The 24,684-nt window shown below is 62.3% G+C and carries 20 protein-coding genes; 9 read left to right on the top strand and 11 right to left on the bottom strand.

The genetic code is table 11. The features are described from left to right. Nucleotides 1–58 precede the first annotated feature (58 nt). On the top strand, nt 59–1,237 hold the full coding sequence (locus ACN0SO_RS14935; protein ID WP_417679065.1) for a pyridoxal-phosphate-dependent aminotransferase family protein: 1,179 nt from the start codon (nt 59–61) through the stop codon (nt 1,235–1,237). 24 nt (nt 1,238–1,261) lie between these two features. Here ACN0SO_RS14935 and pap read toward each other — a convergent pair whose 3' ends face one another. Continuing rightward, a complete protein-coding gene (gene pap / locus ACN0SO_RS14930) occupies nt 1,262–2,755 on the bottom strand; it encodes a polyphosphate:AMP phosphotransferase (protein WP_417679063.1) in 1,494 nt (497 codons plus the stop codon). A 158-nt stretch (nt 2,756–2,913) separates the two neighbouring features. Between pap and ACN0SO_RS14925 the strand changes: the two genes are divergently transcribed. Further along, nucleotides 2,914–4,974, top strand: coding sequence for a VTT domain-containing protein (locus ACN0SO_RS14925; RefSeq protein ID WP_417679061.1), 2,061 nt, complete (start codon nt 2,914–2,916; stop codon nt 4,972–4,974). Here ACN0SO_RS14925 and ACN0SO_RS14920 read toward each other — a convergent pair. After that, nucleotides 4,931–6,064 (bottom strand): DUF1176 domain-containing protein, encoded by a 1,134-nt coding sequence (locus ACN0SO_RS14920; RefSeq protein ID WP_417679059.1) that lies wholly within the window; start codon nt 6,062–6,064, stop codon nt 4,931–4,933. The genes ACN0SO_RS14925 and ACN0SO_RS14920 overlap by 44 nt on opposite strands. A 235-nt stretch (nt 6,065–6,299) precedes the next feature. Between ACN0SO_RS14920 and ACN0SO_RS14915 the strand changes: the two genes are divergently transcribed. The 6 genes from ACN0SO_RS14915 to ACN0SO_RS14890 all read left to right on the top strand — a co-directional run bounded on the left by ACN0SO_RS14915 (nt 6,300) and on the right by ACN0SO_RS14890 (nt 12,830). Further along, the gene (locus ACN0SO_RS14915; RefSeq protein ID WP_417679057.1) at nt 6,300–6,728 is read left to right on the top strand and encodes a YeeE/YedE family protein; all 429 of its coding nucleotides are present in this window, start codon (nt 6,300–6,302) and stop codon (nt 6,726–6,728) included. Nucleotides 6,729–6,731: 3 nt separating this feature from the next. Then, entirely contained in the window at nt 6,732–7,175 is a 444-nt protein-coding gene (locus tag ACN0SO_RS14910; RefSeq protein WP_417679055.1) for a DUF6691 family protein, read from the top strand. Nucleotides 7,176–7,235: 60 nt separating this feature from the next. Continuing rightward, complete coding sequence (locus ACN0SO_RS14905) at nt 7,236–8,129, top strand: MBL fold metallo-hydrolase (RefSeq protein ID WP_417679053.1); 894 nt, start codon at nt 7,236–7,238, stop codon at nt 8,127–8,129. A gap of 44 nt (nt 8,130–8,173) precedes the next feature. Then, entirely contained in the window at nt 8,174–9,850 is a 1,677-nt protein-coding gene (locus ACN0SO_RS14900) for a TIGR01244 family sulfur transferase (protein WP_417679051.1), read from the top strand. Between the two features lie 82 nt (nt 9,851–9,932). After that, nucleotides 9,933–11,690, top strand: a complete 1,758-nt coding sequence (locus ACN0SO_RS14895) for a SulP family inorganic anion transporter (RefSeq protein ID WP_417679048.1) — start codon at nt 9,933–9,935, stop codon at nt 11,688–11,690. 60 nt (nt 11,691–11,750) lie between these two features. Then, entirely contained in the window at nt 11,751–12,830 is a 1,080-nt protein-coding gene (locus tag ACN0SO_RS14890) for a hypothetical protein (RefSeq protein WP_417679046.1), read from the top strand. Here the strand turns inward: ACN0SO_RS14890 and ACN0SO_RS14885 are convergent. Further along, nucleotides 12,808–13,308, bottom strand: a complete 501-nt coding sequence (locus tag ACN0SO_RS14885) for a hypothetical protein (RefSeq protein WP_417679044.1) — start codon at nt 13,306–13,308, stop codon at nt 12,808–12,810. The two genes, ACN0SO_RS14890 and ACN0SO_RS14885, sit on opposite strands and share 23 nt — an antisense overlap. A gap of 252 nt (nt 13,309–13,560) precedes the next feature. Here ACN0SO_RS14885 and ACN0SO_RS14880 point away from each other — a divergent pair, with 252 nt between their 5' ends. Further along, the gene (locus tag ACN0SO_RS14880) at nt 13,561–14,070 is read left to right on the top strand and encodes an MmcB family DNA repair protein (RefSeq protein ID WP_417679042.1); all 510 of its coding nucleotides are present in this window, start codon (nt 13,561–13,563) and stop codon (nt 14,068–14,070) included. Nucleotides 14,071–14,149: 79 nt separating this feature from the next. Here ACN0SO_RS14880 and ACN0SO_RS14875 read toward each other — a convergent pair whose 3' ends face one another. The 8 genes from ACN0SO_RS14875 to xylF form a co-directional block, all read right to left on the bottom strand. Next, nucleotides 14,150–15,535: an alpha,alpha-trehalose-phosphate synthase (UDP-forming) gene (locus ACN0SO_RS14875; protein ID WP_417679040.1), complete on the bottom strand. Its 1,386-nt coding sequence runs from the start codon at nt 15,533–15,535 to the stop codon at nt 14,150–14,152. A gap of 44 nt (nt 15,536–15,579) precedes the next feature. Then, on the bottom strand, nt 15,580–17,388 hold the full coding sequence (locus tag ACN0SO_RS14870) for a glycoside hydrolase family 15 protein (RefSeq protein ID WP_417679038.1): 1,809 nt from the start codon (nt 17,386–17,388) through the stop codon (nt 15,580–15,582). A 3-nt stretch (nt 17,389–17,391) separates the two neighbouring features. Then, nucleotides 17,392–18,129: a trehalose-phosphatase gene (gene otsB, locus ACN0SO_RS14865; protein WP_417679036.1), complete on the bottom strand. Its 738-nt coding sequence runs from the start codon at nt 18,127–18,129 to the stop codon at nt 17,392–17,394. Between the two features lie 150 nt (nt 18,130–18,279). Beyond that, nucleotides 18,280–19,599 carry a xylose isomerase gene (xylA, locus tag ACN0SO_RS14860; protein WP_417679034.1) on the bottom strand — a complete coding sequence of 440 codons (1,320 nt, stop codon included), beginning with the start codon at nt 19,597–19,599 and terminating at the stop codon, nt 18,280–18,282. Between the two features lie 14 nt (nt 19,600–19,613). Continuing rightward, on the bottom strand, nt 19,614–21,065 hold the full coding sequence (gene xylB / locus ACN0SO_RS14855; RefSeq protein ID WP_417679032.1) for a xylulokinase: 1,452 nt from the start codon (nt 21,063–21,065) through the stop codon (nt 19,614–19,616). 110 nt (nt 21,066–21,175) lie between these two features. Next, nucleotides 21,176–21,964 carry an ATP-binding cassette domain-containing protein gene (locus ACN0SO_RS14850; protein WP_417679030.1) on the bottom strand — a complete coding sequence of 263 codons (789 nt, stop codon included), beginning with the start codon at nt 21,962–21,964 and terminating at the stop codon, nt 21,176–21,178. Nucleotides 21,965–21,969: 5 nt separating this feature from the next. Continuing rightward, nucleotides 21,970–23,265: a sugar ABC transporter permease gene (locus ACN0SO_RS14845; protein ID WP_417679028.1), complete on the bottom strand. Its 1,296-nt coding sequence runs from the start codon at nt 23,263–23,265 to the stop codon at nt 21,970–21,972. A gap of 128 nt (nt 23,266–23,393) precedes the next feature. Continuing rightward, nucleotides 23,394–24,425: a D-xylose ABC transporter substrate-binding protein gene (gene xylF, locus ACN0SO_RS14840; protein WP_417679025.1), complete on the bottom strand. Its 1,032-nt coding sequence runs from the start codon at nt 24,423–24,425 to the stop codon at nt 23,394–23,396. Between the last annotated feature and the right edge of the window lie 259 nt (nt 24,426–24,684).

Raw genomic sequence — 24,684 nt, 5'->3', positions numbered from 1 at the left:
ATTGGGACCGGATACACATCCCGCCCCATTTTGTTCACCGCCCAAGGATTCACCCGAAATGACTCTGCGAAACGGCAAGGAATTCCTTATGATTCCGGGTCCGACCAATGTGCCGGACGAAGTCCTGCGCGCCATGCACCGGCCTGCCGTCGATATTTATGAAGGCCCGCTGCTGGAGACGACGGATATCTGTCTCAAAGGCCTCAAGACGCTCTTTCGCACCGAGCATCAGACCTACATCTATGCCGCCAACGGTCACGGCGCCTGGGATGCGGCGCTGACGAACACGCTGCGCCGTGGCGACAAGGTCCTCGTGCTGGAATCCGGCCGCTTCGCGCTTGGCTGGGGCGAGGCCGGAGGGATTGCCGGCCTCGACACGGAAGTGCTCGCCGGCGACTGGAAAAAAGCGGTCGACCCGGCCGCCGTCGAAGCGCGTCTGAAGCAGGACACCACAGGCGAGATCAAAGCCGTCCTGGTGGTTCAGGTCGACACGGCGTCGGGGGCCTGGAACGACATCAAGGCCATCCGCAAGGCCATGGATGCCGCCAACCACGGCGCCCTGCTGATGGTCGACACGATCGCATCGCTCGGCTGCCTGCCGTTCGAAATGGATGCCTGGGGGGTGGATGTCGCACTGACAGGATCGCAGAAGGGCCTGATGACGCCGCCGGGACTTTCCTTTGTCGCAGCCGGTCCGAAAGCAGTGAAGGCGCACGAAACCGCGGATTTGCGCAACAATTACATGGACTGGACGTTCCGCAACGGTCCCGAGCATTACCAAAAATACTGCGGCACGCCGCCGGAACATATGCTTTTCGGCTTCCGCGCAGCGCTGGGTCTGATCGAGGAAGAAGGCCTTGAAAACGTCTGGCGGCGACACGCATTGCTGGCGGAAGCCACCCGCCGGGCGGTGACCGTCTGGGCGGAAGGCGGCGCGCTGGAGTTCAATATCCTCGCCCCGGAAAACAGATCCGACAGCGTCACAGTGGTCCGGCTGAACGGCCATGATCCGGCGGCCTTGCGCAGCTTCACCAAGGAAGTCTGCGGTGTCACCATCGGCGGAACCATCGGCGCGCTGAGCGGACAGGGCATCCGGATCGCCCACATGGGCCACTGCAACGGCGTCATGGTGCTCGGCACCCTGTCGGCGATCGAGCTCGGTCTTGCGAAACTCGGCATTCCGCACAAGCCGGGTGGCGTTCAGGCCGCGATCGGCTATCTGCAGGACGCTCTCTGATATTCCGGCCGGCTTGAGAGGTTTTCAGAGCACCTTTTCAAGCCGGTCGCAGATGGTCTTGAGAACCTCGATGCGCGCATGGCGCTTATCCTCCGAGGAGATCATCGTCCAGGGGGCATAATGGGTCGACGTGCGATCGATCATGTCACCCGCGGCCACCTCGTACTGCTCCCACTTGAGCCGGTTGCGCCAGTCATCGTCCGTGATCTTGTGCTGCTTGTATTCGGTTTCCTCGCGCTCCTTGAACCGGTGCAACTGCTCCTCCTCACTGATGGCAAGCCAGAACTTGCAGACAACGTAGCCGAACTCGGTCAGCTCCGCCTCGAAATCGTTGATTTCGCTATAAGCCCGCAGCCAGTCCTCGTGACCGGCATAGCCCTCCACCCGCTCCACCAGGACGCGCTCGTACCAGGAGCGGTCGAAAATCGCGATCTGCCCCCGGCGCGGCAGGCGCCGCCAGAACCGCCACAGATAGGGCCTGGCCTTTTCCTCGTCCGTCGGCGCCGAAATGGGATAGACCTTGTAAATGCGCGGATCGAGCGGCTTGATCACCCGGCGGATCGCTCCGCCCTTTCCGGCGGCATCGTTTCCCTGGAACACGAGCACCATCCCTGAGTCCGAGAACGCCTTGCTGTCCGACATGTCGGACAGACGGGACTGCAGCTTGTCCAGCTGCTTTTCGTAATCCGACTTGCCGAGTTTCGCCGTCAGGTCGACCGCATCCACCGCGGTGTTGCGTTTCAGTCCGCCGACGACCGGCGGCGCGGCCATGCTCTGGGGTTCGCCATCGGCCAACTTCCGCTTCATTTCCCGCGCGACGGTCTGGGCAAGGGCCGCATCCCGGTATTCCGGGTCCTGGGAGGGAATGACGAACCAGGGCGCATGGCCCTTGCTGGTCTCCAGAATGATCCGATCGCCGACTTCGACGGCCTTGTCATAGTTCTTGAATGCCGCCCAGTCGGACAGGACATGGCGCGCCGCATTTTTCTTGTCGATCTTCTTCAGACGCCGTTCCTGGTCCTTCTTGGGCAGGATGAACCAGAATTTCAGGATCAGGACATCCTCATTGGCGAGCATTTCCTCGAACCGTTCGATCCGCGCCAGGTCCTTCTCGAATTCATTGTCATCGATCTCGCCGTAGATACGTCCGCGGACCGGATTCTGATACCAGCTGCCGAAAACGATGGCGGTTTCTCCCTTGGCCGGCAGACCCCGCCAGTAGCGCCACAAGGGCGGATGCAGGCGTGCATCGTCCAGCGGCTCGCCATAGGCGTTGCAGACCAGATGGCGCGCATCCATCCAGTCGTAGAGCCGCGCGACCGCCTCGCCCTTGCCGGCGCCATCCAGTCCATCCACGACGATCAGGGTCGAAAATGTCTTCTTTTCGATCATCTCCAGCTGCGCCGACAGAAGTTCGGAGCGAAGCTGAGGCTTCAGTTTCCGGAACGTCTCCTTGTCCATTTTCTGGGGCAGCTGTGCGGATTCAAACATACGTCCGACCTCGGGTTCGAAAGACATTCACTATAGCCGAGAAACCAATTGGTCGCAGGCACGGCACCGCAATCATTGCCTCAGCTTTCCCTTTTTTCTGTTAAGTCACGCCACGCTTGCCTATATGAGTGCCATTCGATGGCAGCCTCGGGCCAGACTCCGCCCAGAAAACGAGCTTTCACTTCGTGACCGATATCCTTGGACAGATCGTTGCCTTCATTGGAGACAACCCTTCCCTCGCGGGCCTGATCTGCTTCATCGTGGCCATGGGCGAGGCCCTGTTCATCATCGGCCTGGTGGTTCCGAGCACGGTCGTTCTGGTCGGGGCGGGAACCCTGGTCGGCCTCGGCAAACTCGACGGCGTTTCGATCTTCATATGGACGGTCCTTGGCGCCACGGCCGGCGATGCCCTTTCCTACTGGTTCGGCCATTTCTACAAGGACAAGGTCCGCGGGCTCTGGCCCCTGTCTCGCTACTCCAGCCTGATGGACCGGGGCGAGGAGTTCTTCCGCGCACACGGCGGCAAAAGCATCTTCATCGGACGTTTCGTGCCCGGCGTAAAATCGGTGGTTCCGGGCATTGCCGGCATGGTCGGCATGAATGCGACACGGTTCACGATCATCAACGTGACCTCGGCCATTGCCTGGAGCGCGGCGCATCTGGGACCGGGCATTCTGGCCGGTACCGCGCTGGAAGCGATCGGCCAGATCAGTTCGCGGCTGGCCTTCGTCATCGGCGGCCTGTGCGTCATCCTGTTCCTGGCGGTCATGCTGGGCCGCTGGCTGATCCTGATCATCATCCCGCTGTTCCCCGGCGCCCATGTCGCGATCGTCAACTGGTTCGCCAAGCGACCCGGCCGGGCGTCCCAATGGATCGCGGCGACCTTCGACCCCGATCATCCCCGCTCCATCGGCATGCTGGTGTCCGCACTCCTGCTGCTGATCACCATGCCGGCGTTTTTCTTCTTTATCGGCGAGGTTGCTCCGGGCGAGCCGATGGTCCGGGCCGATGTGGCGATCCTGAACCTGTTCTCGTCGATGCGGACCCCGATCGGCGACACGATCATGGTTTTCTTCACCTCGCTCGGCGATGGCATCGTGGTGACCGTCGTGACGGCCGCCGCAGCACTCTACCTGTTTTTCAGGCGGGCGTGGCGCCGGGCCACGGGTTTTCTGATCGCCATCGGCAGCACGGCGATCTTCGTGCCGCTGTTCAAGGCGCTTCTGGAACGCTCCCGGCCGATGGCGCTTTACTCGGGCGCGGATTCCTTCAGCTTTCCGAGCGGTCATGCGACCCTGAATGCGGTCCTTTTCGGCATATGCGCCGTTCTGATCGCCCATGACCGCAACCGATGGATCAAGGCCGGCATCTTCACGGTCACAGCCATCTACGTGATCACCATCGGGTTTTCGCGCGTCTACCTCGCCGCCCATTGGATGTCCGATGTGCTTGCCGGCTTCCTGTTCGGCCTCGCGATCGTATCGGCTTTCGCCTTCGTCTTCGGCCCGATCCACAACGAGAAGATCGGACGCAACACGCTGGCCGCGATCGTGGTCGGCACTCTCACCGTCTTCGGCGGCTGGCACGTGACGACCCATCTGGACCAGGCGATCGCCACCTACGAGCCGCGCAACCGGTTTCAGATCCTGACCCAAACGGAATGGCAGGCAAGCGGCTGGACCGAGTTGCCCCAGAACCGCATCGAGCTCAGCGGCGGCACGAAGGAGCCGCTAGTCATTCAGTATGCGGGCGATCCGTCCCGGCTCGCGCCCGTGCTTGCAGCCCATGGCTGGTCACGGCCACCGAAATGGTCCCTAAGCACCGCATCTGGCTTTGTCGAGGGCCAGACGCCGGCGGACAAGCTGCCGATCCTGCCCCGAACCCAGAACGGCCGGACGCCGGCCCTTGTTCTCATCCACAAGGACGAGACGTCGGATCCCAACGGCGGCCGGTGGGTGCTGCGCCTGTGGCCGAGCCGCTTCCAGATCCTGGCAGACGGCAGTCTCAAGCGGCTTTACGTGGGCAGCATCCTGCATGAATCGATCCTGCGACCGATGGGCGAGTTCTCCGGACCGAAGACGGACCAGGAAGCACCGGCGCTCAGCACCAATCCCGCCCGCCTGCTGCCGGGCGCGCTCGTCCGGAAATGGCCGAACGGCATGGAAGTCGTGCTATGCGAGGAGCCGACGGCACCCGCGGCGTCTAATACGACCGGAAAACCAGGGGCCAGATCTCGGGCAAATTAGCCGTCCCGTTGCAGTCGATCTTCTCGCGGTATTCGAGAAGTTCGAGTTCGATCTCCTCGCCCGGACCATCCGTCAGGCGAAAGACCTTGTAGATGCCGCAGTCTCCGAGCCCGCGGCCGAACTCGGTCGCAGTGATCAGGCCTTTGTCGTTGAACACCTGCGCATTCATCACGCCGTAGCTCTCGTCGGCCAGGTTTCCAGGCAGCGTGGGCAGCACCAGAACGTTGGCCCAGTCGCCGGGGGGATTTTGCGTCACACCGAAAGCGCTGGAGCCCTGATACGCCCCGGTAAAACAGGGCAGCTCCCAGAGAAGGTAGTTGTTGTTGACCACATAGCTGGCGCCGTTCCAGGCACTCGGGGCGGCCAGATCGCATTCCTGGTAGGCGTATTTGAACAGGGCCTGGCGCAGCGGGACCGGAATGTCATCCGCGCTCGCCAACAAGCGCTGCGGCCCGAGCGGGAGACCGGTCGGACCGGTCCAACGTGCCATGTCCGGCAGCTTTATCGCATCCGAATTTTCCGACCGTTCTTCGGCTGGGGGTTCAGCGGGAGGCGGCGCCTGAAGGTTCATCGGCCCCTTGCCCGGGCAGCCGTATTCTCCCCTGGCGCCCGCAAGAAACGGAAACTTCTTCGACCGGACGACGTAGATGTCGGCCTCGGTAACCGGTGCCATCGAACCGCCATCGCCAACCTTGAGCAATTCGACCAGAACACGGTATCTCGGATTGTCGGAGCGGTAGGCAAAATGTCGCGGCAGGCCGCCGACAGTCTGTTCCTGACTCTGTGCGATTTCATAGAGTTCAATGAATTCATCGCCGATCTTCATCCGCGCCTTGAGCGGCGCACCGTCTTCGGAAAAGGGCAGGTAGAACAGGTAAGCGTATTTGTCGGTTGCCGGGTCACGGTTCGCCTGCCACAGGGCAAAATGACATCCGGTCGGGTTCGACGGCAGATCCTTCGTGCCGAACAGTTTCAGATCGATATCCGTCCCGTCCTCCTGCGCGTGCGCTGGCGTTACCGGTCCCGAAACCAACACGGCGGATATCGCCAACGCGGCCCAAACGGCCAACCTCCCCATTTTGAAACCCATTCCTTCTTTCCCCCACCCGTCTCATGAATCATGGCGCCACTTCAGCCTTGTCAGCATGATCCGCTTTGCCGTCGAATGCCAGTGTCGAAGCGATTAATGAGGGTAACCCTGCCCCGCCACCGGCCCGCGCACTTCCCAAATTACCGTTACGTTCAACAAAGCCTGGAATCAGACTTGAAACTTCGGGCGGGCAACCACTATATTCAAAATATTGAATATAAGGATGGGCTCTCAAATGACGGAATTCACCCCCGTGCTGTCGCTGATCGGCGGCGCGATCATAGGTTTGGCCACGGTGGCACTCATGGCCTTTCATGGACGAATTGCCGGGATCAACGGCATTGCCGCCGGCCTTCTTGCCCGGCCGGGAACGGGCGATTGGGCATGGCGGGCCGCGTTTATCGCAGGCATGATCGCAAGTCCGATGGCGATCCTGTTCGCCACCGGGCAAATGCCGCAGATCACGGTTCCGGTCGAACCGATCTTCCTCGTCATCGGCGGTTTCCTGGTCGGCATCGGAGCCTCACTCGGTTCCGGCTGCACCAGCGGCCATGGCGTCTGCGGCATGTCGCGCCTGTCTGTGCGTTCGATCGTCGCCACCCTGACCTTCATGACAACGGGCCTGATCACGGTCTATGTCATGCGCCACGTGATTGGAGGCTGATCCATGCTGAGAATCCTTTCCGCATTCGCGATCGGCCTCGTGTTCGGCGTCGGCATACTTCTGTCCGGCATGGCCGATCCGGCAAAGGTGCTGAACTTTTTCGATATTTTCGGTACCTGGGATCCGAGCCTGATCTTCGTCATGGGCGGCGCGCTGATCGTCACCGGCATTGGCTACCGGCTCGTTTTCCGCATGCCGGCCCCTGTCCTTTCGACCGTCTTTCATGTACCGACCCGCAAGGACATCGACATGAAACTGGTCGGCGGATCCGCGATTTTCGGCATCGGCTGGGGCCTGAGCGGCTTTTGTCCGGGCGGGCTCGTCCCGGCCATGGGTCTGGGGGTTTCCGAGCCGATTCTCACGGCGGCGGCAATTCTGGCCGGAATGATCACCCTTCGTGTCGTTGCCGGCATCCGTGTCCGCCAGTCGGCACCCTCTTCTACCTGAGATCGGCCTGGCCGATAATGAACCACAACAGCCGGGGCTCCGGCTAATAGGGAGACCAGAATGAGTACTGCAGAATATCCGGTCGACATGTCGGTCAAACCCGATGTCAAAGCCTTCTTCGATCCGGCGACGAACACGATCAGCTATGTGGTCAAGGATCCGGACAGCAATGCCTGCGCCGTCGTCGACAGCGTCATGGACATCGACTACGCCGCCGGACGCATCACCTACGATCATGCCGACGAGATCATCGCCTATATCGAGCAGAACGGCCTCAAGCTGGAATGGCTGATCGAGACCCATGTGCATGCAGATCACCTGTCGGCTGCGCCCTATATCCAGAGCAAGCTTGGCGGCAAGCTGGGCATCGGCGACAAGATCACCGTCGTCCAGGACACCTTCGGCAAGGTCTTCAACGAAGGCACCGAGTTCCAGCGCGACGGCAGCCAGTTCGACCGGTTGTTCTCCGACGGCGATACCTACAAGATCGGCGGGATGACGGCCTTTGCCATGTACACCCCGGGTCATACCCCGGCCTGCATGGTGCATGTGATCGGAAATGCCGCCTTCGTCGGGGACACCCTGTTCATGCCGGACGGCGGATCGGCACGCGCGGACTTCCCCGGCGGCGATGCCGGCACACTGTATGATTCCATCCAGAAGCTTCTCGCCCTGCCGGACGACATGCGCCTGTTCATGTGCCACGACTACGGCCCGAACGGCCGCGACATCAAGTGGGAAACCACTGTCGGCGAGGAGAAGAAGCACAACATCCATGTGGGCGGCGGCAAGACCCGCGAGGAATTCATCAAGTTCCGGACCGAACGCGATGCCGAACTGGACATGCCGAAACTGATCATCCCGTCGCTGCAGGTCAACATGCGCGCCGGCAAGCTTCCGCCAGCGGATGAATCCGGCAAACGGTTCCTGAAAGTGCCCGTGAACGGGCTTTGAAAAAGCAAAACAGACAATAACAAGGCAAGGAATGGGAGACCCGCATGGAGACCAGGGCGATTAACGAGCAACTGGCGGTCAGTCCGCAGATTGACCCCAAGGATATCCCCGAGATCGCGATGCTCGGTTTCCGGTCGGTAATCTGCAACCGGCCGGACGGGGAAGGTGCGGATCAGCCGACGTTCGAGGAAGTCGAGGCGGCGGCGAAGAAAGCCGGGCTTGAGGCCCGCTACCTGCCGGTCGTCTCCGGCAAGGTACAGGACGAAGATGCCAAGGCCTTCAAGGCCGCGCTCGACGAACTGCCGAAACCGGTCTTCGCCTATTGCCGGACGGGAACCCGCTCGGCGACCCTGTGGTCCCTGGCCCAGGCAGGCACCATGCCTGTTGCCGACATCCTGGCGAGCGCCAAGAACGCCGGCTACGACATGGCCGGTGTGGTCCGGCGCATCGTCAACGGCGGCAGGACTCCGACCGAAACGGCGGAAGACGCGCGCTTCGACGTGGTCATCGTCGGCGGCGGCGCGGCGGGCATCTCGGTTGCCTCCAGCCTTGCAGCGCGCAAACACGGCCTCAACATCGCCATCATCGATCCGGCCGACGTCCATTATTACCAGCCCGGCTGGACCATGGTCGGCGGCGGCATTTTCCAGGCGCCGGAAACCGCCAAGACCATGGCCTCGCTCATTCCCGCGGGCGTCCACTGGATCAAGTCCGCGGTTGCCGCCTTCGAGCCCAAGGACAACGCGGTCGTCCTCGACGGCTGCCGCGTAGTCAAATACGACCGGCTGGTGGTGTGCCCGGGCCTGAAGCTCGACTGGCACAAGGTCGACGGCCTGGTGGACACGCTCGGCCGCAACGGCGTGACCTCGAACTACCGCTACGACCTGGCGCCCTACACCTGGCAACTGGTGCAGAACATGAGAGAGGGCCGCGCGCTGTTCACCCAGCCGCCCATGCCGATCAAATGCGCCGGGGCGCCACAGAAAGCGCTTTACCTGTCCGCCGACCACTGGACCCGGTCAGGCACCATCGGCAACATCGACATCCAGTTCATGAATGCCGGCGGCGTTCTCTTCGGGGTGAAGGACTACGTGCCGGCCCTGATGAAATACATCGAGCGCTACAACGCCAACCTGAACTACTTCCACAATCTGGTGGCCATCGACGGCCAGGCGAAAAAGGCAACCTTCGAGGTCAAGGAGCCTGAGAAGGACGCCCGCCGGGTTGAGGTCGAGTTCGACATGATCCACGTGACACCGCCGCAGACGGCACCGGATTTCATCCGGGTCTCGCCGCTGGCGGATGCAGCCGGCTGGGTTGACGTGGACCAAGCGACGCTGCGCCACAAAACTTTCGACAACATCTGGTCGCTCGGCGACGTGATGAACGCGCCGAACGCGAAGACGGCGGCAGCTGCCCGCAAGCAGGCGCCGGTGGTGGCCGAAAACATCGTCTCGGACATCGACGGTCACAGCGCCGTTGCCCAATATGACGGCTACGGCTCGTGCCCGCTGACCGTGGAAAGGGGCAAGATCGTGCTTGCCGAATTCGGCTACGGCGGCGCGCTGCTGCCGAGCTTCCCGCGCTGGCTGATCGACGGTACCAAGCCGAGCCACACGGCCTGGCTCCTCAAGGAGCGTATCCTGCCGCCGATCTACTGGAAGGCGATGCTGCGCGGCAAGGAATGGATGGCCAAACCGGAAAAAGTATCGGCTGCCTGATTCCTGCCGATCCCGCATTTCGCGGCGGGCCGGACCACCGGCCCGCCTCCCCTATTCGACCAGACCGACAAGCCGGGCGGACATGAAATATCTTCAGCGCTATTTGCCGATTCTCACCTGGGGTCGCGCCTATAACAAGGAAACGGCGACCAGCGATCTCGTGGCCGCGGTGATCGTGACCATCATGCTGATCCCCCAGTCGCTGGCCTATGCGATGCTCGCCGGCCTGCCGCCGGAGGTCGGGCTTTACGCCTCGATCCTGCCATTGGTCGCCTATGCGGTCTTCGGCACCAGCCGGGCGCTCGCTGTCGGACCGGTCGCAGTCGTCTCCCTGCTCACGGCTGCCACCGTCGGCGAAATAGCCAAGGGCGGAACGCCGGAATACCTCGGCGCGGCGATCGCGCTCGCATTCATTTCCGGCCTGATGCTCATGGCCCTGGGCTTCTTGCGTCTCGGCTTCCTGGCCAATCTGCTCAGCCATCCGGTCATTTCCGGATTCATCACCGCCTCGGGGCTGCTGATCGCCTCCAGCCAGCTCAAACATATTCTCGGCGTATCGGCATCGGGACGAACGCTCTACGACATCTTCGTGTCGATCGGTTCGCAAATCGGCGAAACCAACCTGATCACCCTTGCGATCGGCGCCGGCAGCACCGTCTTTCTGTTCTGGGTGCGCAAGGGCCTTAAAAAGGCGCTGCTTGGCATAGGCTTCAAACCGTTTCCGGCCGACCTTCTGACCAAGGCAGGCCCGGTGGCCGCCGTTGCGGTCACGACCCTTCTCGCCGGCGTCTTCAACCTCGCAGACCATGGCGTCCGGCTGGTCGGGGAAATCCCCTCCGGCCTGCCCGTGCCGCAATTGCCCCCGTTCGATGCGGAGCTGTGGCTGCAACTGGCCGGATCCGCGCTGCTGATTTCGGTCATCGGCTTCGTGGAATCGGTTTCGGTGGCGCAGACGCTTGCCGCCAAGAAGCGCCAGCGCATCGAGCCGGACCAGGAACTGATCGGCCTGGGCGCCGCCAATGTGGCCTCCGCCATTTCCGGCGGCTATCCCGTCACCGGCGGCTTCGCGCGCTCGGTGGTGAATTTCGATGCCGGCGCAGCAACGCCGGCGGCCGGCGCCTTTACCGCCGTCGGCATTGCCGTCGCCACCTTGTTCCTGACCCCGCTGCTGACCCATCTGCCGACGGCAACCCTGGCGGCAACCATCATCGTTGCGGTTCTCTCCCTGGTCGACTTCGGTGCGATCAAACGCACTTATGCCTATTCAAAGAGCGATTTTGCCGCCATGGCGGCGACGATCCTGATCACCCTTTTCTTCGGCGTCGAGCAGGGGGTCGTGACCGGCGTGGCGCTGTCGATCGGGCTTTATCTCTACCGCAACAGCCGTCCGCATATGGCGATCGTCGGCGTCGTACCGGGCACCGAACATTTCCGCAACATCGACCGGCACAAGGTCGTGACCGGCGAAAAGGTGCTGACGCTCCGCGTGGACGAAAGCCTGTTCTTCGCCAACAGCCGGTACCTGGAAGACAAGATCTATGCGCTTGTCGCGGACCGGCCGAACATCAAGCATGTGGTGCTGATGTGCCCGGCGGTGAACGAGATCGACGCCAGCGCACTGGAGAGCCTGGAGGAAATCAATCACCGCCTGTCGGACTCCGGCGTTTCCTTCCACCTGTCTGAGGTCAAGGGCCCGGTCATGGACCGGTTGCAGAAAACGGATCTCCTGAAACATCTGAGCGGCAAGGTCTTCCTCAGCCAGTATCAGGCGCTGTGCGAGCTCGATCCGCAAACGGCACATTGTTCGGAAGCCCGGACGACGACCAAAGTCGCGGAATAACCGGATCGTCCGTCATCGGGATGCTTGCGGAAACACCCGTTTCGCTCCAGTGTCCGGCACATGACGGCCCTTTCCGACACCACCTTGCCGAACCGCCTGCAGCACCGGCTTGCCGAAGGCTCCGGCGATACGATTGCGATCGTCTTTTCGCAGGTACGGGTTCCGGCGGGAAAATTCGGCCTGGAACGCCTGTTCGCCCGCACGAGGCATGCCTGCCTGTTCCTGAACGACATCGAAAACGGCTGGTACCTGGGCCTGGAACGCGGGATCCATACGACCATCGACAGCGCGCTTGCCCGAACCGGCGCGCGGAAAGTCGTCTACTACGGTTCCTCCATGGGCGGATACGGCGCTCTCATGACCGGACTCTCCCGGCAGGACGGCGACATTCACGCCTTCGGACCGGAGCTCAGGACCGGATGCCCGGGCAGCCAGAGCCGCGACTATGGCATTCCCGCCAACGATCCACGCCTGTTCGACTGGCAAAAGGCGCCGCGCCCGGCGTTTCCCGCCCATCTTTATTTCGGGGTCTATGATCCGGTCGACGCGGTCAATGCGGCCAAGGCCGCACGGGTGCTGCCGGACGCGCGGATTCACCTTCTGCGCTCGTGTCACGCAAGCCACGATCATCTCTACAGCCTCAACCTGATCCGCAGGATCATCACCACCTTTCAGCGCGATCCGGAGACGGAACTTGCCTCGAAAGGTCTGCTCGCAGCTGTGGAGATAGAAGATCTGGAGGCGTTCGGCCTGCTTGGCGAACGGCTGGCCGCAGGGGAACCTGTCCGACCGGAAGAGGTCTTCGCCCTGACAGGATTTGCGCAAAATCCGGGCATGATCCGGCTGGCCGCGGAAGCGGCCGCCTCATCCGGCGACATGTTTGGAGCCATTGCCCTTCTGGGGCAGGCAGAAGATCTGATCGCGGCCGACCCCGTCGTCCGCACGATGCCGAAACGCTGGCGCAAGGAATTTCCGCTGCGGCGGGTCGAATGGCTGATGGGCACCGGCGCGCTGACGGACGCTCGGGAGCTTCTGACCAGAACCTTTGAGACCTTCCCGACCGACGACCGGATGATCGAACTGGCACAGGATCTGGATAGGCTTCAGGCTGAGAACGCTAGCGTTCCGCCTGCTGGCTGACCGGCAGCAGCAACGGCGCAATGGCGCGGCAGAAGCGGTAGGGAACCGGCTGATGATCGCCGAACTGAACGGAGAGCCCGGAAGGGCCGAGTTGCCGGACAGTCACGAGACCGAGTGTCTCTGAACCGCTCCACAGATGGCAGTTCATGGCGGCGCGTTGCGATTCGACGCCCGCCCGTTCCGCACCGTAGACCTGGCAGATCTCTTCGGGGGTCTCCATCAGGCTGCGGAAGATCGCGATCACCCCGCCGGGCCGGCCCCGGTCGACAGTCGTGAACGCGTCGCAGTCGCTTGCTTCCCGCGTCCAGACCCCTTGCGCGAAACTCGAAAATTTCAAATCGAGAATGCGTCCCTCGAGAATTGGCGAGGAGCGGTGGACAGCGACCTTCATATCGCCCTTTGCCGCTTCCGCGCGAAGCGCGGCGGCGGCAAGCGCTGATCCCCCCAGCAAGAAGACGGCAATCAACCGGATGAGCACCCAGCATCCTCCTACGCCAACGCTCCCACAAAAGTCTCCGTAACGTAGTGGCGATCCGAACGCCACTGCAATGCATAAGCTGGTTAAATGACCTATTCTTGAGAACGACCGTGACATTTGCATCACGCAACATGGGTCTGCCTCCGAAAAATTGCCAAATTTGTTAGCAAAATCGAGAAAATCCCAACGCTCGCATTAGGATTTTTCCATGCCGATCTTGATCGATCCGAACAAATGAGGAACATTGCCGGTATGAATGAGGAAATCGGTCCAGGCGCCAACCGCATCCGGCTCGACGATCCGTTAACGGACGGACGGCAGTCGGAAACGGCTTTGAAGGTCTGGCGGGGCGCAGCGCGGCTGCTTCGGATCATGGATTACGCCTGTCTGCCGGAAGTCTCCCTGGCTTCCGGTCGGCGCGCCGACCTGCTCGCGCTCGGGCCGAAGCAGGAGCTCTGGATCATCGAGGTGAAGTCGTCAATTGCCGACTTCCGGGCCGATACGAAGTGGCCCGATTACCGCCAGCATTGCGACCGGTTCTTCTTCGCCACCCATCCCGACGTGCCGCTCGATATTTTTCCTGAAGAAGCCGGACTGATCCTTTCGGACGGGTTCGGCGCCGAAATCATCCGGGAGGCACCGGAGCACAAGGTTGCCGCCGCCACGCGTAAAGCGGTCACCCTGCGCTTTGCCCGCAACGCCGCCCAGCGGCTTCACGACCTGAGCGATCCGGACGGCAGGCGGTTCTACCGGGGGATTTAGAACCAAACGGTCAGAGCGTTTTCCGGTCAATTTGGGGCCAGCGCCCGGCAGCCATTGTTTCAATCAACCCTGAGAATTTTTAACGCGAATTGCGCTTGCCGGCTTCCACATCCGCCATGATCTTTCCGGACCAGGCGACCGCATCGTTGACGCACAAGCGGTCGAACATGGCCTGCCAGCGGTCGCGGCGTTCTTCCAAAGGCATGGTGATCGCGGTCTGCAAGGCTGCCGCTACTTCTTCGGCGGAATGGGGATTGACGATCATCGCCTCCTGCATTTCCTCGGCGGCGCCGGCAAAACGGGACAGGACGAGGACGCCCGGATCTTCCGAGCGCTGTGCCGCGACATATTCCTTGGCCACCAGGTTCATGCCGTCGCGCAGGGGTGTGACCAGGCCGACGCGGCTTGCCCGGTAGATGCCGGCGAGCGCCCGGCGCGGGAAAGATTTTGTCATAAAGCGGATCGGCGTCCAGTCGAGTTCCGCGAACTTGCCGTTCACATGGCCCGTCAGTTCATCCAGTTCCCGGCGAATGTCGATATAGGCATCCAGTTCCGCGCGCGATGGCGGCGCGACCTGCATCAGAGCCACCCGCCCGCGGTTTTCCGGATAGTCTTCCAGGAGGCGCTCGAAGGCCTTGAACCGTTCCGGCAGGCCCTTGGAATAGTCGATCCGGTCGACCCCGATGATCTGCTGGCGCCCGCCGAGCAACTTTTCCAGCCGCGAGATGTTGCGCCGCGCGTCCGGCGACATGGCGAATTTCGAAAAGGCTTCGGCGTCGATCCCGATCGGGTAGGCGCGGGCGATCACCTCGTGCCCGCCGACCTTCATCCTGCCGTCGCCCAGGTCCTCGCCCCCGAGTTCCTCCCGCACGAAGCGGCGGAAATTGCTTGCATCCCGTTTGGTCTGAAAGCCGATCAGATCATAGGCGAGCATCGCCCGGACGATGGAGCCGGCGTTGGGAAGGGCCGCCAGGATTTCCGGAGCCGGAAACGGGATATGCAGGAAGAACGCGATCGGGTTGGTCACCTCCATCACCCGCAGGTTGGAGGCCATTGTGAGAAAATGATAGTCGTGGATCCAGATGATGTCGTCCGGCTTGAGCATCGGCCGGAGCCGGGTCGCGAACCGGTCGTTGACGTGGCGATAGCCCTGCTCGAAGCGCCGGTCGAACACCGCCAGGTCGAGCCGGTAATGGAGGACCGGCCAAAGCGTGCGGTTGGCATATCCCGCATAGAAGTCGTCGTAGTCGGCCTGGGTCATGTCGACCTGCACCAGCTGGACCGACTTCGTTTTCTGCTTCTTGAGCTGACCGAAGGTGCCTTCTTCGGAAACGTCGCCACTCCAGCCGAACCAGATGCCACCGGTTTTGGTCAGGGCATCGACGAGGGCCACGGCCAGTCCGCCTGCCCGTCCTGTATCCTTCAGCGGTCCCACGCGATTCGATACGACGACGAGCCGTCCCATTTGATCCTCCAGTTTATCTGTTTCTGTCCGCCGGGAATGGCGGGTCAGGTCACGCTTTCCCATCCGGCGCTCAAACGCACGGCACCGTTGATGATGCCGACCATCGAATAGGTCTGCGGGAAGTTGCCCCACAATTCGCCTGTCGAAGGTGTGGTATCCTCAGACAGCAATCCGACATGGTTCCGGCAGGAGAGCATAGTCTCGTAGATTTCGCGCGCCTCATCCTTGCGGCCGATCCGCGCAAGCGCGTCAATGTACCAGAAAGTGCAGATGTTGAAGGCATTTTCCGGTGCGCCGAAATCGTCGGCCGCATGATAGCGGAACAGATGATTGCCGTGGCGCAGGTTCGCGCCGATCTTGTCGACAGTAGCGATGAACCTCGGGTCATTGGCAGGCAGAAATCCGACCTCCGCCATCAGCAGCAGTCCCGCATCGAGATCGGAGCCTTCGAAGCTTTCCACGAAGGCGCCCCGTTCCTTGTTCCAGCCGCGCTCGCAAATCGCGCCGTGGATGACCATGGCGCGGTCGCGCCAGTAGGCCGTGCGTTCCTCCAGGCCGAAGCGGCGGGCAATCTTGGCCAGCCGGTCGCAGGCCGCCCAGCACATGAGCGCCGACGACGTGTGCACCCTGGCGCGCGTACGCAATTCCCACATGCCGGCATCCGGCTGGTCGTACATGGCGAAGGCCCGTTCGCCCACCTGTTCCAGGCGCCGGAAATCCTCCAGGCCCGGCTGGTGCAGCAAGCGCTTGTCGAAATAGGCCTGGGCGGCTCCCAGCACGATGTTGCCGTAAACATCATGCTGGAAATGCTCATAGGCCTGATTGCCGATCCGCACCGGTCCGTTGCCTCGATAGCCGGGGAGATCGACGAATTCCTCGACCAGCTTTTCTTCCAAACCGATGCCGAACAGCGGCTGGACGTGACCGCCGTTGGAGACCGCGGCAATGTTGTTCAGATAGCGCAGGTAGTTTTCCATCGTCTCCATTTCGGAGAGGGAATTCAGCGCGCGGATCACAAAAAAGGCATCCCGCAGCCAGCAGTAACGGTAGTCCCAGTTGCGCTCTGTGTTGTCGGCTTCGGGAATGGAGGTGGTCGCCGCCGCAATGATCGCGCCGGTTTCCTCATAGGTGCACAGCTTCAGCGTGATCGCCGCCCGGATGACCGCTTCCTGGTATTCCAGTGGCAGGCCGAGCCGGCGCGTCCAGCGGCGCCAGTACCGTTCCGTGTTTTCCTCGAAATCACGGCACAGCCATTCCGGATGTTCGGTCAGCGACTCGTCAGGGCCGAGATAGAACGACAACGGGCCGTCAACCAGGAAGGGGGTTTCTTCCCTGATATAGGTGACGGAAGCATTGGTGGTCATCCGCAAGGTGGTGCCGTCACCGACCCAGCGGATATGATTGGACCCGAAGGTCATGTCGGGCACGCGCTTGCCCCAGGCGAACCGCGGCCGGCAGCGGACCTTGATGCGCGGATGACCCGACAGCGGCCGGACGCGGCGCACGATGCTGTTGGGACGGAACATTCGGCCCTTGCGGGTAAAGCGCGGCGCGAAGTCGGTGATTTCGATGGCATTGCCCTGGCCATCGAACAGGCGTGTCTTCACGATCGCGGTATTGGGCACATATTCCTGTTCGGACCGGAGCGCACCGTTCAGCTCGATGGTGAATTCCCCGTCGCCCTCTTCTCCGCGCGTGCCGAGCAGACTGTGAAACACCGGGTCGCCGTCGAACCGCGGCAGGCAGCACCAGACCACCGACCCCATCCTGTCGATCAGCCCCGCGAGGGAACAATTGCCGATCATCGCCAGATCGAGCGAGGGAGCGAGTTTTACAGGCGGTGTCCAAACCATCAATCAGGTCTCCGAAACTGTAGTTTTTCCTGCAAGCCAGTCGTGCACCGCGGCAACATCATTCAGCCGGTAGCGCGCGCAGGTTTCGCCGTCGCCTACCTTGATGCCGATCCCGCCGGCGTCCTGCGCGGCCGCGATGCCGTCTTCATCGGTTACATCATCCCCGACAAAGACAGGCTTGCGTCCCTTGAACGGCGCGTGTTCGAGAAACGACCGGACCGCGCTGCCCTTGTCGCTGGCGTAGGGCTTGGCCTCGACCACCATCTTGCCCCGGATGATATGAAGAGCGGGAAGCGCTTCGAGGGCTTCGCTCATCAGCCTGACCACCGCCTCTTCCATAGCCGGAACGGAGCGGTAGTGAAGGGCGAGCGTGGCGCCCTTGTCTTCCAGGTAGACGCCCTTTTCCAGGAGGCCGGAGTTGCGGACGACACCTTTCAGGGCCCGGATTTCCGGGCCGGGTTTCGTCCGCTCGATATCGGCGTCGACCGTATGACGGTGTTCCAACCCGTGAAGCCCGGCAGCGGGCAGATGCAAGGGTGCAAGAAAGGCATCGATCTGGGCGATCGGCCGGCCGGAGACAACGGCCAGCGCCCCATCGAGACGGTCCTGCAGGTGGGAGAGGGCCACGATGACGCCATCCGACACCCGGACATCTTCCGGGCGCGGCGCCAAATCGACCAGTGTCCCGTCGAAATCGAGAAAGAGGGCCTCATTCGGCCCGATCGGCGGCAAATCCTTCATGCCTTCTTCTTAGGAGGTGTGCATGACGGAGAAAAGGTGACGCTGCCGTTTTTCGGCGCAAACCGAGCACAAACTTGTGGCAGACCAAGTTCATGGCGGCGCAAGGGCAGGAAGAAGCCGTGCGCAACAGGTTGTGCGCACGGCGGTTTTTCAGACGTAGAGATTGACCAGGCTTTCCAGATATTCCTGTCGGCCGGACTTCGGCCGCGGCTCCAGGTTTTCGCCATGGACGCGGTCCGCAAGCGCTTCCAGCGAGCTTTCGCCCTTGAGGATCGCGGCGTTTTCCGGCTTCTCCCAGCCGGCATAACGCTCCTCGACATGAGCCTTCAGACGACCGTCCTCCAGCATCCGGGCGGCGGCCTTGAGGCCCCGCGCGATTGCGTCGGCGGATCCCACGTGAGCCTGGATCAGATCGACCGGATCGATCGACTGGCGACGCAGCTTGGCATCGAAGTTGGTGCCACCGGTGGTGAAGCCGCCCGCTTTCAGGATCTCGTAATAGGCGAGCGCCAGCTCGGGGACATTCATGGCGAACTGATCCGTGTCCCATCCGGACTGGTAGTCGTTCCGGTTCATGTCGACGGAGCCGAAGATGCCGAGCGCATTGGCAAGCGCCAGTTCATGTTCGAAGGAATGGCCGGCCAGGATCGCGTGACCCTGCTCGATGTTGACCTTCACCTCGTTTTCCAGGCCGTATTTCTTGAGGAACCCAAAGACGGTGGCGACGTCGAAGTCGTACTGGTGCTTGGTCGGCTCCTGCGGCTTGGGCTCGATCAGGATCGTGCCGGTAAAGCCGATCTTGTGCTTGTAGTCGACGACCATGGAGAGGAAGCGGCCGAGCTGATCCAGCTCGCGGGACAGATCCGTGTTGAGCAGGGTCTCATAACCCTCGCGGCCGCCCCACAGCACGTAGTTCTCGCCCTTGAGCCGGTACGTGGCGTCCATGACGTTCTTCACCTGGGCGGCGGCATAGGCAAAGACATCCGGATCCGGATTGGTGGCAGCCCCGCCCATGAAGCGCCGGTTGGAGAACAGGTTCGCCGTGCCCCAGAGAAGCTTCATGCCCGACTTCGCCATCTTGTCTTCGAAGATGTCGGCGATCGCGTTCACATTGGCATTGCTCTCGGCCAGTGTCGCCCCTTCCGGTGCGATGTCGCGGTCGTGGAAGGTGAAGAACGGCATGCCGAGGATGTCGAACATCTCGAAGGCCACGTCCGCCTTCAGGCGCGCCTGCGCCATCGGGTCGCCGTCCGCCGCCATCCAGGCGCGCTGGAAGGTGTCGCCGCCGAAGGGATCGGTGCCGGGCCAGCAGAAGCTGTGCCAGTAACATACGGCCAGGCGCAGGTGGTCTTCCATGCGCTTTCCGAGAACCACTTCGTCCTTGTTGTAGAAGCGGTAGCCGAGCGGATCGGTGCTTTCGGGGCCGGTGTAACGGATCGGTTCGAGATCGCCGAAAAATCCGGTGCTCATTTTCAATCTACTCCTTAAAAGCCAGCCTGCTTCAAAGCAGGATAAAGGGACCGCCAACGCTCGTAGGCGTGACGGTAATCGTCCTGAATGTCGTGCCTGGGCTCGATCTGCATCTGCATGGGTGGCGGCGCGAATATACCGCTTGTCCGGCCTTCCGCAGCCGCCTGGCCGAGGCGGGCCGCGCCCAGGGAGGCCCCGAAATCGCCATCGGCGGGCACATCGACGGGCACATCCAGAAGGGTGGCGATGATTTCCAGCCAGGCGGTCGAGCGCGAGCCGCCGCCGACGGCCGTGACCCGGTTCACCTTTGTTCCGGCGGCGCTCAGGGCTTCCATACAGTCCTTCAGGGCAAAGGCAACCCCATCCAGCACCGCATGGGTCAGCGCCGTTCGATCGGTCTCGTGACCGATGCCGGCAAAGCCCGCCCGGATCCGGACATCGTTGTGAGGCGTGCGCTCGCCGCCGAGATAGGGCAGGAACATCACGTCGGCCGGGCCGGACACGGTGCCCAGCGCCCCGGTCAGGCTTTCCGGTTCAGTCCCTAAGGTCCGGGCCAGCCAGTTGAGACTGTCGGTCGCCGACAGGATCACGCCCATCTGGTGCCAGGTATCGGGCACCGCATGACAGAAGGCATGGACGGCGCTTTCCACATTGGGCGAGAAACGGTCGTTGGTGACGAACAGAACACCCGACGTGCCGAGAGAGACGAAGGCCGAGCCCGGTTCGACCGCGCCGACGCCACAGGCAGACGCGGCATTGTCGCCGCCGCCACCGGCGACGACCGGAGCCTGCGCCATGCCCCAGCGGTCGCACAGGTCCTTGCGCAATTGCCCGGAGCTTTCCGAGCCTTCGACCAGCTGCGGCATGTGTTGCCGCGAAAGACCGGTGGCGGCAAGCAGATCGTCGGACCAGTCGCGGGCGGCCACATCGAGCCAGAGCGTGCCTGCGCTGTCGGACATGTCGCCGACATGATCGCCGGTCAGCTTCAGGCGGACGTAATCCTTCGGCAGCAGAACCTTCGCCACCTTCGCGAAGACATCCGGTTCGTTTTCGCGCACCCACTGAAGCTTGGGCGCGGTGAAGCCCGGCATGACCCGGTTGCCGCCAAGGGTCAGGAACTTCGGCTCCGCCCGCTCCAGCTCCTCGCATTGTTTCGCCGACCGGCCGTCGTTCCACAGGATGCAGGGGCGCAGCGGCCGGTCGTCGGCGCCAAGCAGCGTGGCCCCGTGCATGTGGCCGGAAAGGCCGATGCCGCGGACTGCGCCCATCCCGGCCGGAAACCGGACAGCCAGTTCGTCCATGACCTTCTCGCAGGCGGTCCACCAGCTGTCCGGATCCTGTTCGGACCAGGAGGGATGGGGCCGTTCCACGCTCAGGCCGGAGGTGGCCGAGCCGATGTGCGACTGGTTTTCATCCAGCAGAACGGCCTTGACCGAACTTGTTCCAATGTCGAGACCGACAAACATGAGGGACGCACCTCAAAAAAAGACAGAAAAGATACGTGCCAGCCGGACAGCCGGCACGATTGCGGGAAGCGGCACCGGCGGTCCCTGTCGGGAACCGCCGCAATGGACACTCAGGCTGCGGCGATCTCCGGATTGATCGCCCCGGGACCGGGGATCGCACCCGGCGGACATTTTCCGAGAATGATCATTCCCAGGAGATCGTCTTCGGTGACCTGATCGACCTTCACGGTCCCGACCACCTTGCCGTTTTTCATAACGGCGGCGCGGTCGCAGGTCTGCATGACCGAATGAATGTCGTGGTCGATCAGGAAGATGCCGAGACCCTGTTTCTTCAGCTCATGGATCAGTTCCGTCACCATGGCCGTTTCCTGCACCCCGAGGGCGGCGGTCGGCTCGTCCATGATCAGGATACGGGCGTTGAAATAGACCGCCCGGGCGATCGCGACCGACTGGCGCTGCCCGCCGGAAAGCGCTTTCACCGGCGCCTTGAACTTGCGGAAGTTCGGATTGAGCCGGCCCATGATCTTGCGGGTTTCCGCTTCCATGGCATCGTCGTCGACAAAGCCAAGCCGCGTGACGAGCTCGCGGCCGAGGAACAGGTTGGAGGCCGCATCGAGATTGTCCGCCAGCGCCAGGGTCTGGTAGATGGTCTCGATGTTGTACCTGCGGGCATCACGGGGGCTTTGAATGTTGGCCTTTTCGCCGTTGATGCGGATTTCGCCGCTGTCGGCCCTGTAGGCGCCGGAAAGGCACTTGATCAGGGTGGACTTGCCGGCCCCGTTGTGGCCGAGAAGTCCGACCACTTCGCCGGGATAAAGCTCCACCGAAGCGTGATCGACCGCATGCACACCGCCGAAGGCGATGCTGATTTCCTTCATTTCAACCAGGGGAGTAGCCATTTCGATCAGTCTCCCGTGCGCTTGCGGTACTGGATATCGATCCAGACTGCGAATACCAACACCGCGCCCACGACGATGTTCTGCAACGGCGCATCGACGCCGACCATGGCCATGCCCGACTGCAGCGACTGCATGATCAGGGCACCCAGAATGGCGCCGTAAATCGTGCCGACACCGCCGGACAGAGCCGTGCCCCCAATGACGGCCGCCGCGATGACCCGAAGCTCGTCGAGGGTGCCGATATCATTCGTGTGATTGGTAAGCCGTGCCGATGCGACAACCGCGGAAATCGCACAAAGCGCGCCCATGATCGCAAAGACCTTGACGGTCAGCAGCCGGGTGTTGACGCCCGACAGCTCGGTCGCGTCGGGATTTCCGCCGGCGGCAAAGATATAGCGGCCAAGCCTCGTTCGGCGGGCGACAATTGTCATGACGATTGCCACGGCAATCAACACGACCACCGAGACCGGCAATCCGTATGATGCGGTAAAGCCTTCCGGCATTTCCATGCCGAGTGCCCGGAAGTCCCGCTGCAGGGCTCTCTCCGGAATCTCGTAGGCATTGAGAATGGCGACAAAGCCCAGGATGGCAACGACAGCCAGCAGGGCCACCAGGCATTCCGCCCACAACGGCTTTACGGGGAACTCATGGGAGATCTTGCGGCGCCGCGCGGAGAATATGCTCACCGCCGCCGCAAGTGCAGCGATTCCGCCCAGAATCCAGGACCAGGTCACACCCAGGGTGCCATTTGTACCGCCGAAAATCTGGAAGACCTGATCGAGTGGTCCTATCGTCTGACCGTTGGTGAGATACCACGCCACATACCGCCACACGAGCAGGCCGCCGAGGGTCACAATGAACGCCGGTATGCCCTGATATCCGATCAGCCAGCCGTTGAACGCTCCAATCGCCACGCCTGCGACAAGGCCCGCGAGGATCGAGATCCAGGGGATCAACGGATGCCCGAGGCCCAGACCCAGCATGTCAGGCAGGATGGATGTCTGCGTCATCGCCATGACGGCCGAACACGTGGCCAGCAGCGAGCCGACCGACAGGTCGATGTTGCGGGTGACGATGACGAACACCATGCCGGTCGCCATGATCGCGACCGAGACGGTCTGGATGGACAGGTTGAAGATGTTCCGGGGCGTCAGGAACCGGCCGTCGGTGACGAAATTGAACACAAGGCACAGCACGACGAAGGCGCCGATCATTCCCAGAAGGCGCGTATCGAGCTGAAGCACGGAAAAGAAATTGCGTGCTGCCGGGGCCTTGGGCCCGGACACGGCGGTATCGGACATCGGTTTCCTCCCACTTGGAGACCAGACGCTCAGTCGCCGGGGCGTCCATCCCCGCCGGCGCGCGTAATACGATCAAACCACGTCCGCGGCCCCGGCGCAAAACCGAGACCGCGAAGCGCTTGGTGCTGTCAGTTGCAGGGAGCCGGACCGTTGGTCACGCCCTGGCAGAGCGCATCCTTGGTAATCCAGCCGGCATCGACCACGACATTGAGGTTGTCCTTGGTGATCGGGACCGGCTTCAGGAAGCGCGCCGTCAGCTCGGTGCCGGCCGGGGAGGTCCAGGCAGCGGCATCGTCGACTTCCGACATTTTCTTGCCACCAGCCATTGCGACCGCGATTTCACCGGCGGCCTTGCCGAGTTCACGGGCATCCTTCCAGACGGAAACGGTCTGGGTCCCCTTGGCGACGCGGTTCAGGGCCGCATGGTCGCCGTCCTGGCCGGACACCGGAATGCCTTCCATGCCCTGCGCGGTGAGTGCCGCGACAACGCCGCCGGCGGTGCCGTCGTTGGAGGCCACAACCGCATCGACCTTGTTGTCGGTGGCGGTCAGGATCTGTTCCATGTTGCGCTGAGCGTTCGCCGGCAGCCAGCCGTCGGTATAGGCTTCGCCCACGATCTTGATCTTGCCGCTGTCGATGGCGGACTGCAGGATTTCCTGCTGGCCGCCGCGCAGGAAGTCGGCGTTCGGATCGGTCGGCGAGCCCTTGATCATGACATAGTTGCCTTCCGGCGCGACCTTGTAGACCGCGCGGGCCTGCATGCGGCCGACTTCGACGTTGTCGAAGGTCAGGTAGAAGGCGCGCGGATCCTCGATCAGCCGGTCGTAGCCGACCACCGGGATGCCTTCGTCGGCGGCGGCCTGAACGGCCGGGCCGATCGCCTGGGAATCCTGCGCGAGAATGATCAGCGCGGTGGCGCCCTGGGCGATCAGAGCCTCGACATCCGACAGTTGCTTGGCAGACGACGACTGGGCATCGGCCGAAATATACTTGGCGCCGGCGGCTTCAAGAGCGCCCTTGATGGCGGCTTCGTCGGTCTTCCAGCGTTCTTCCTGGAAGTTGGACCAGCTCACGCCGACGACGATATCGGCGGCATGGGCAGCAGAAATTGCACTGGCGGACATAAGTGCGCCAACCAAAAGAACTTTTACTTTACGCATCGCGGTGTTTCCTCCGTCAGGCACAACCTGGAATTGCTCGGTCATGCCGCTTCACATCCCATAAAGCGAGGTTCCCGCCTGAGGCGGAAACGCGGGCGACGTCTGGTATTTATTTTTTTTGACGTCCGAAAAAAAGTTGCTCCAAAGCGCCGCTCCTGTCAACATGGTTTTGCAAAACATTGTTCTGCGCCGCAAAATTGGCGAGACTGCACAAAACAAGACCGGATAAACCGGCTGTTGGGGAAACACGTCAGGGAAG

Source organism: Roseibium sp. (assembly GCF_048260565.1).
Lineage (GTDB): Bacteria > Pseudomonadota > Alphaproteobacteria > Rhizobiales > Stappiaceae > Roseibium.
The sequence above is the reverse complement of the archived record's forward strand: the minus strand, read 5'-3'. Positions and strand labels throughout refer to the sequence as shown.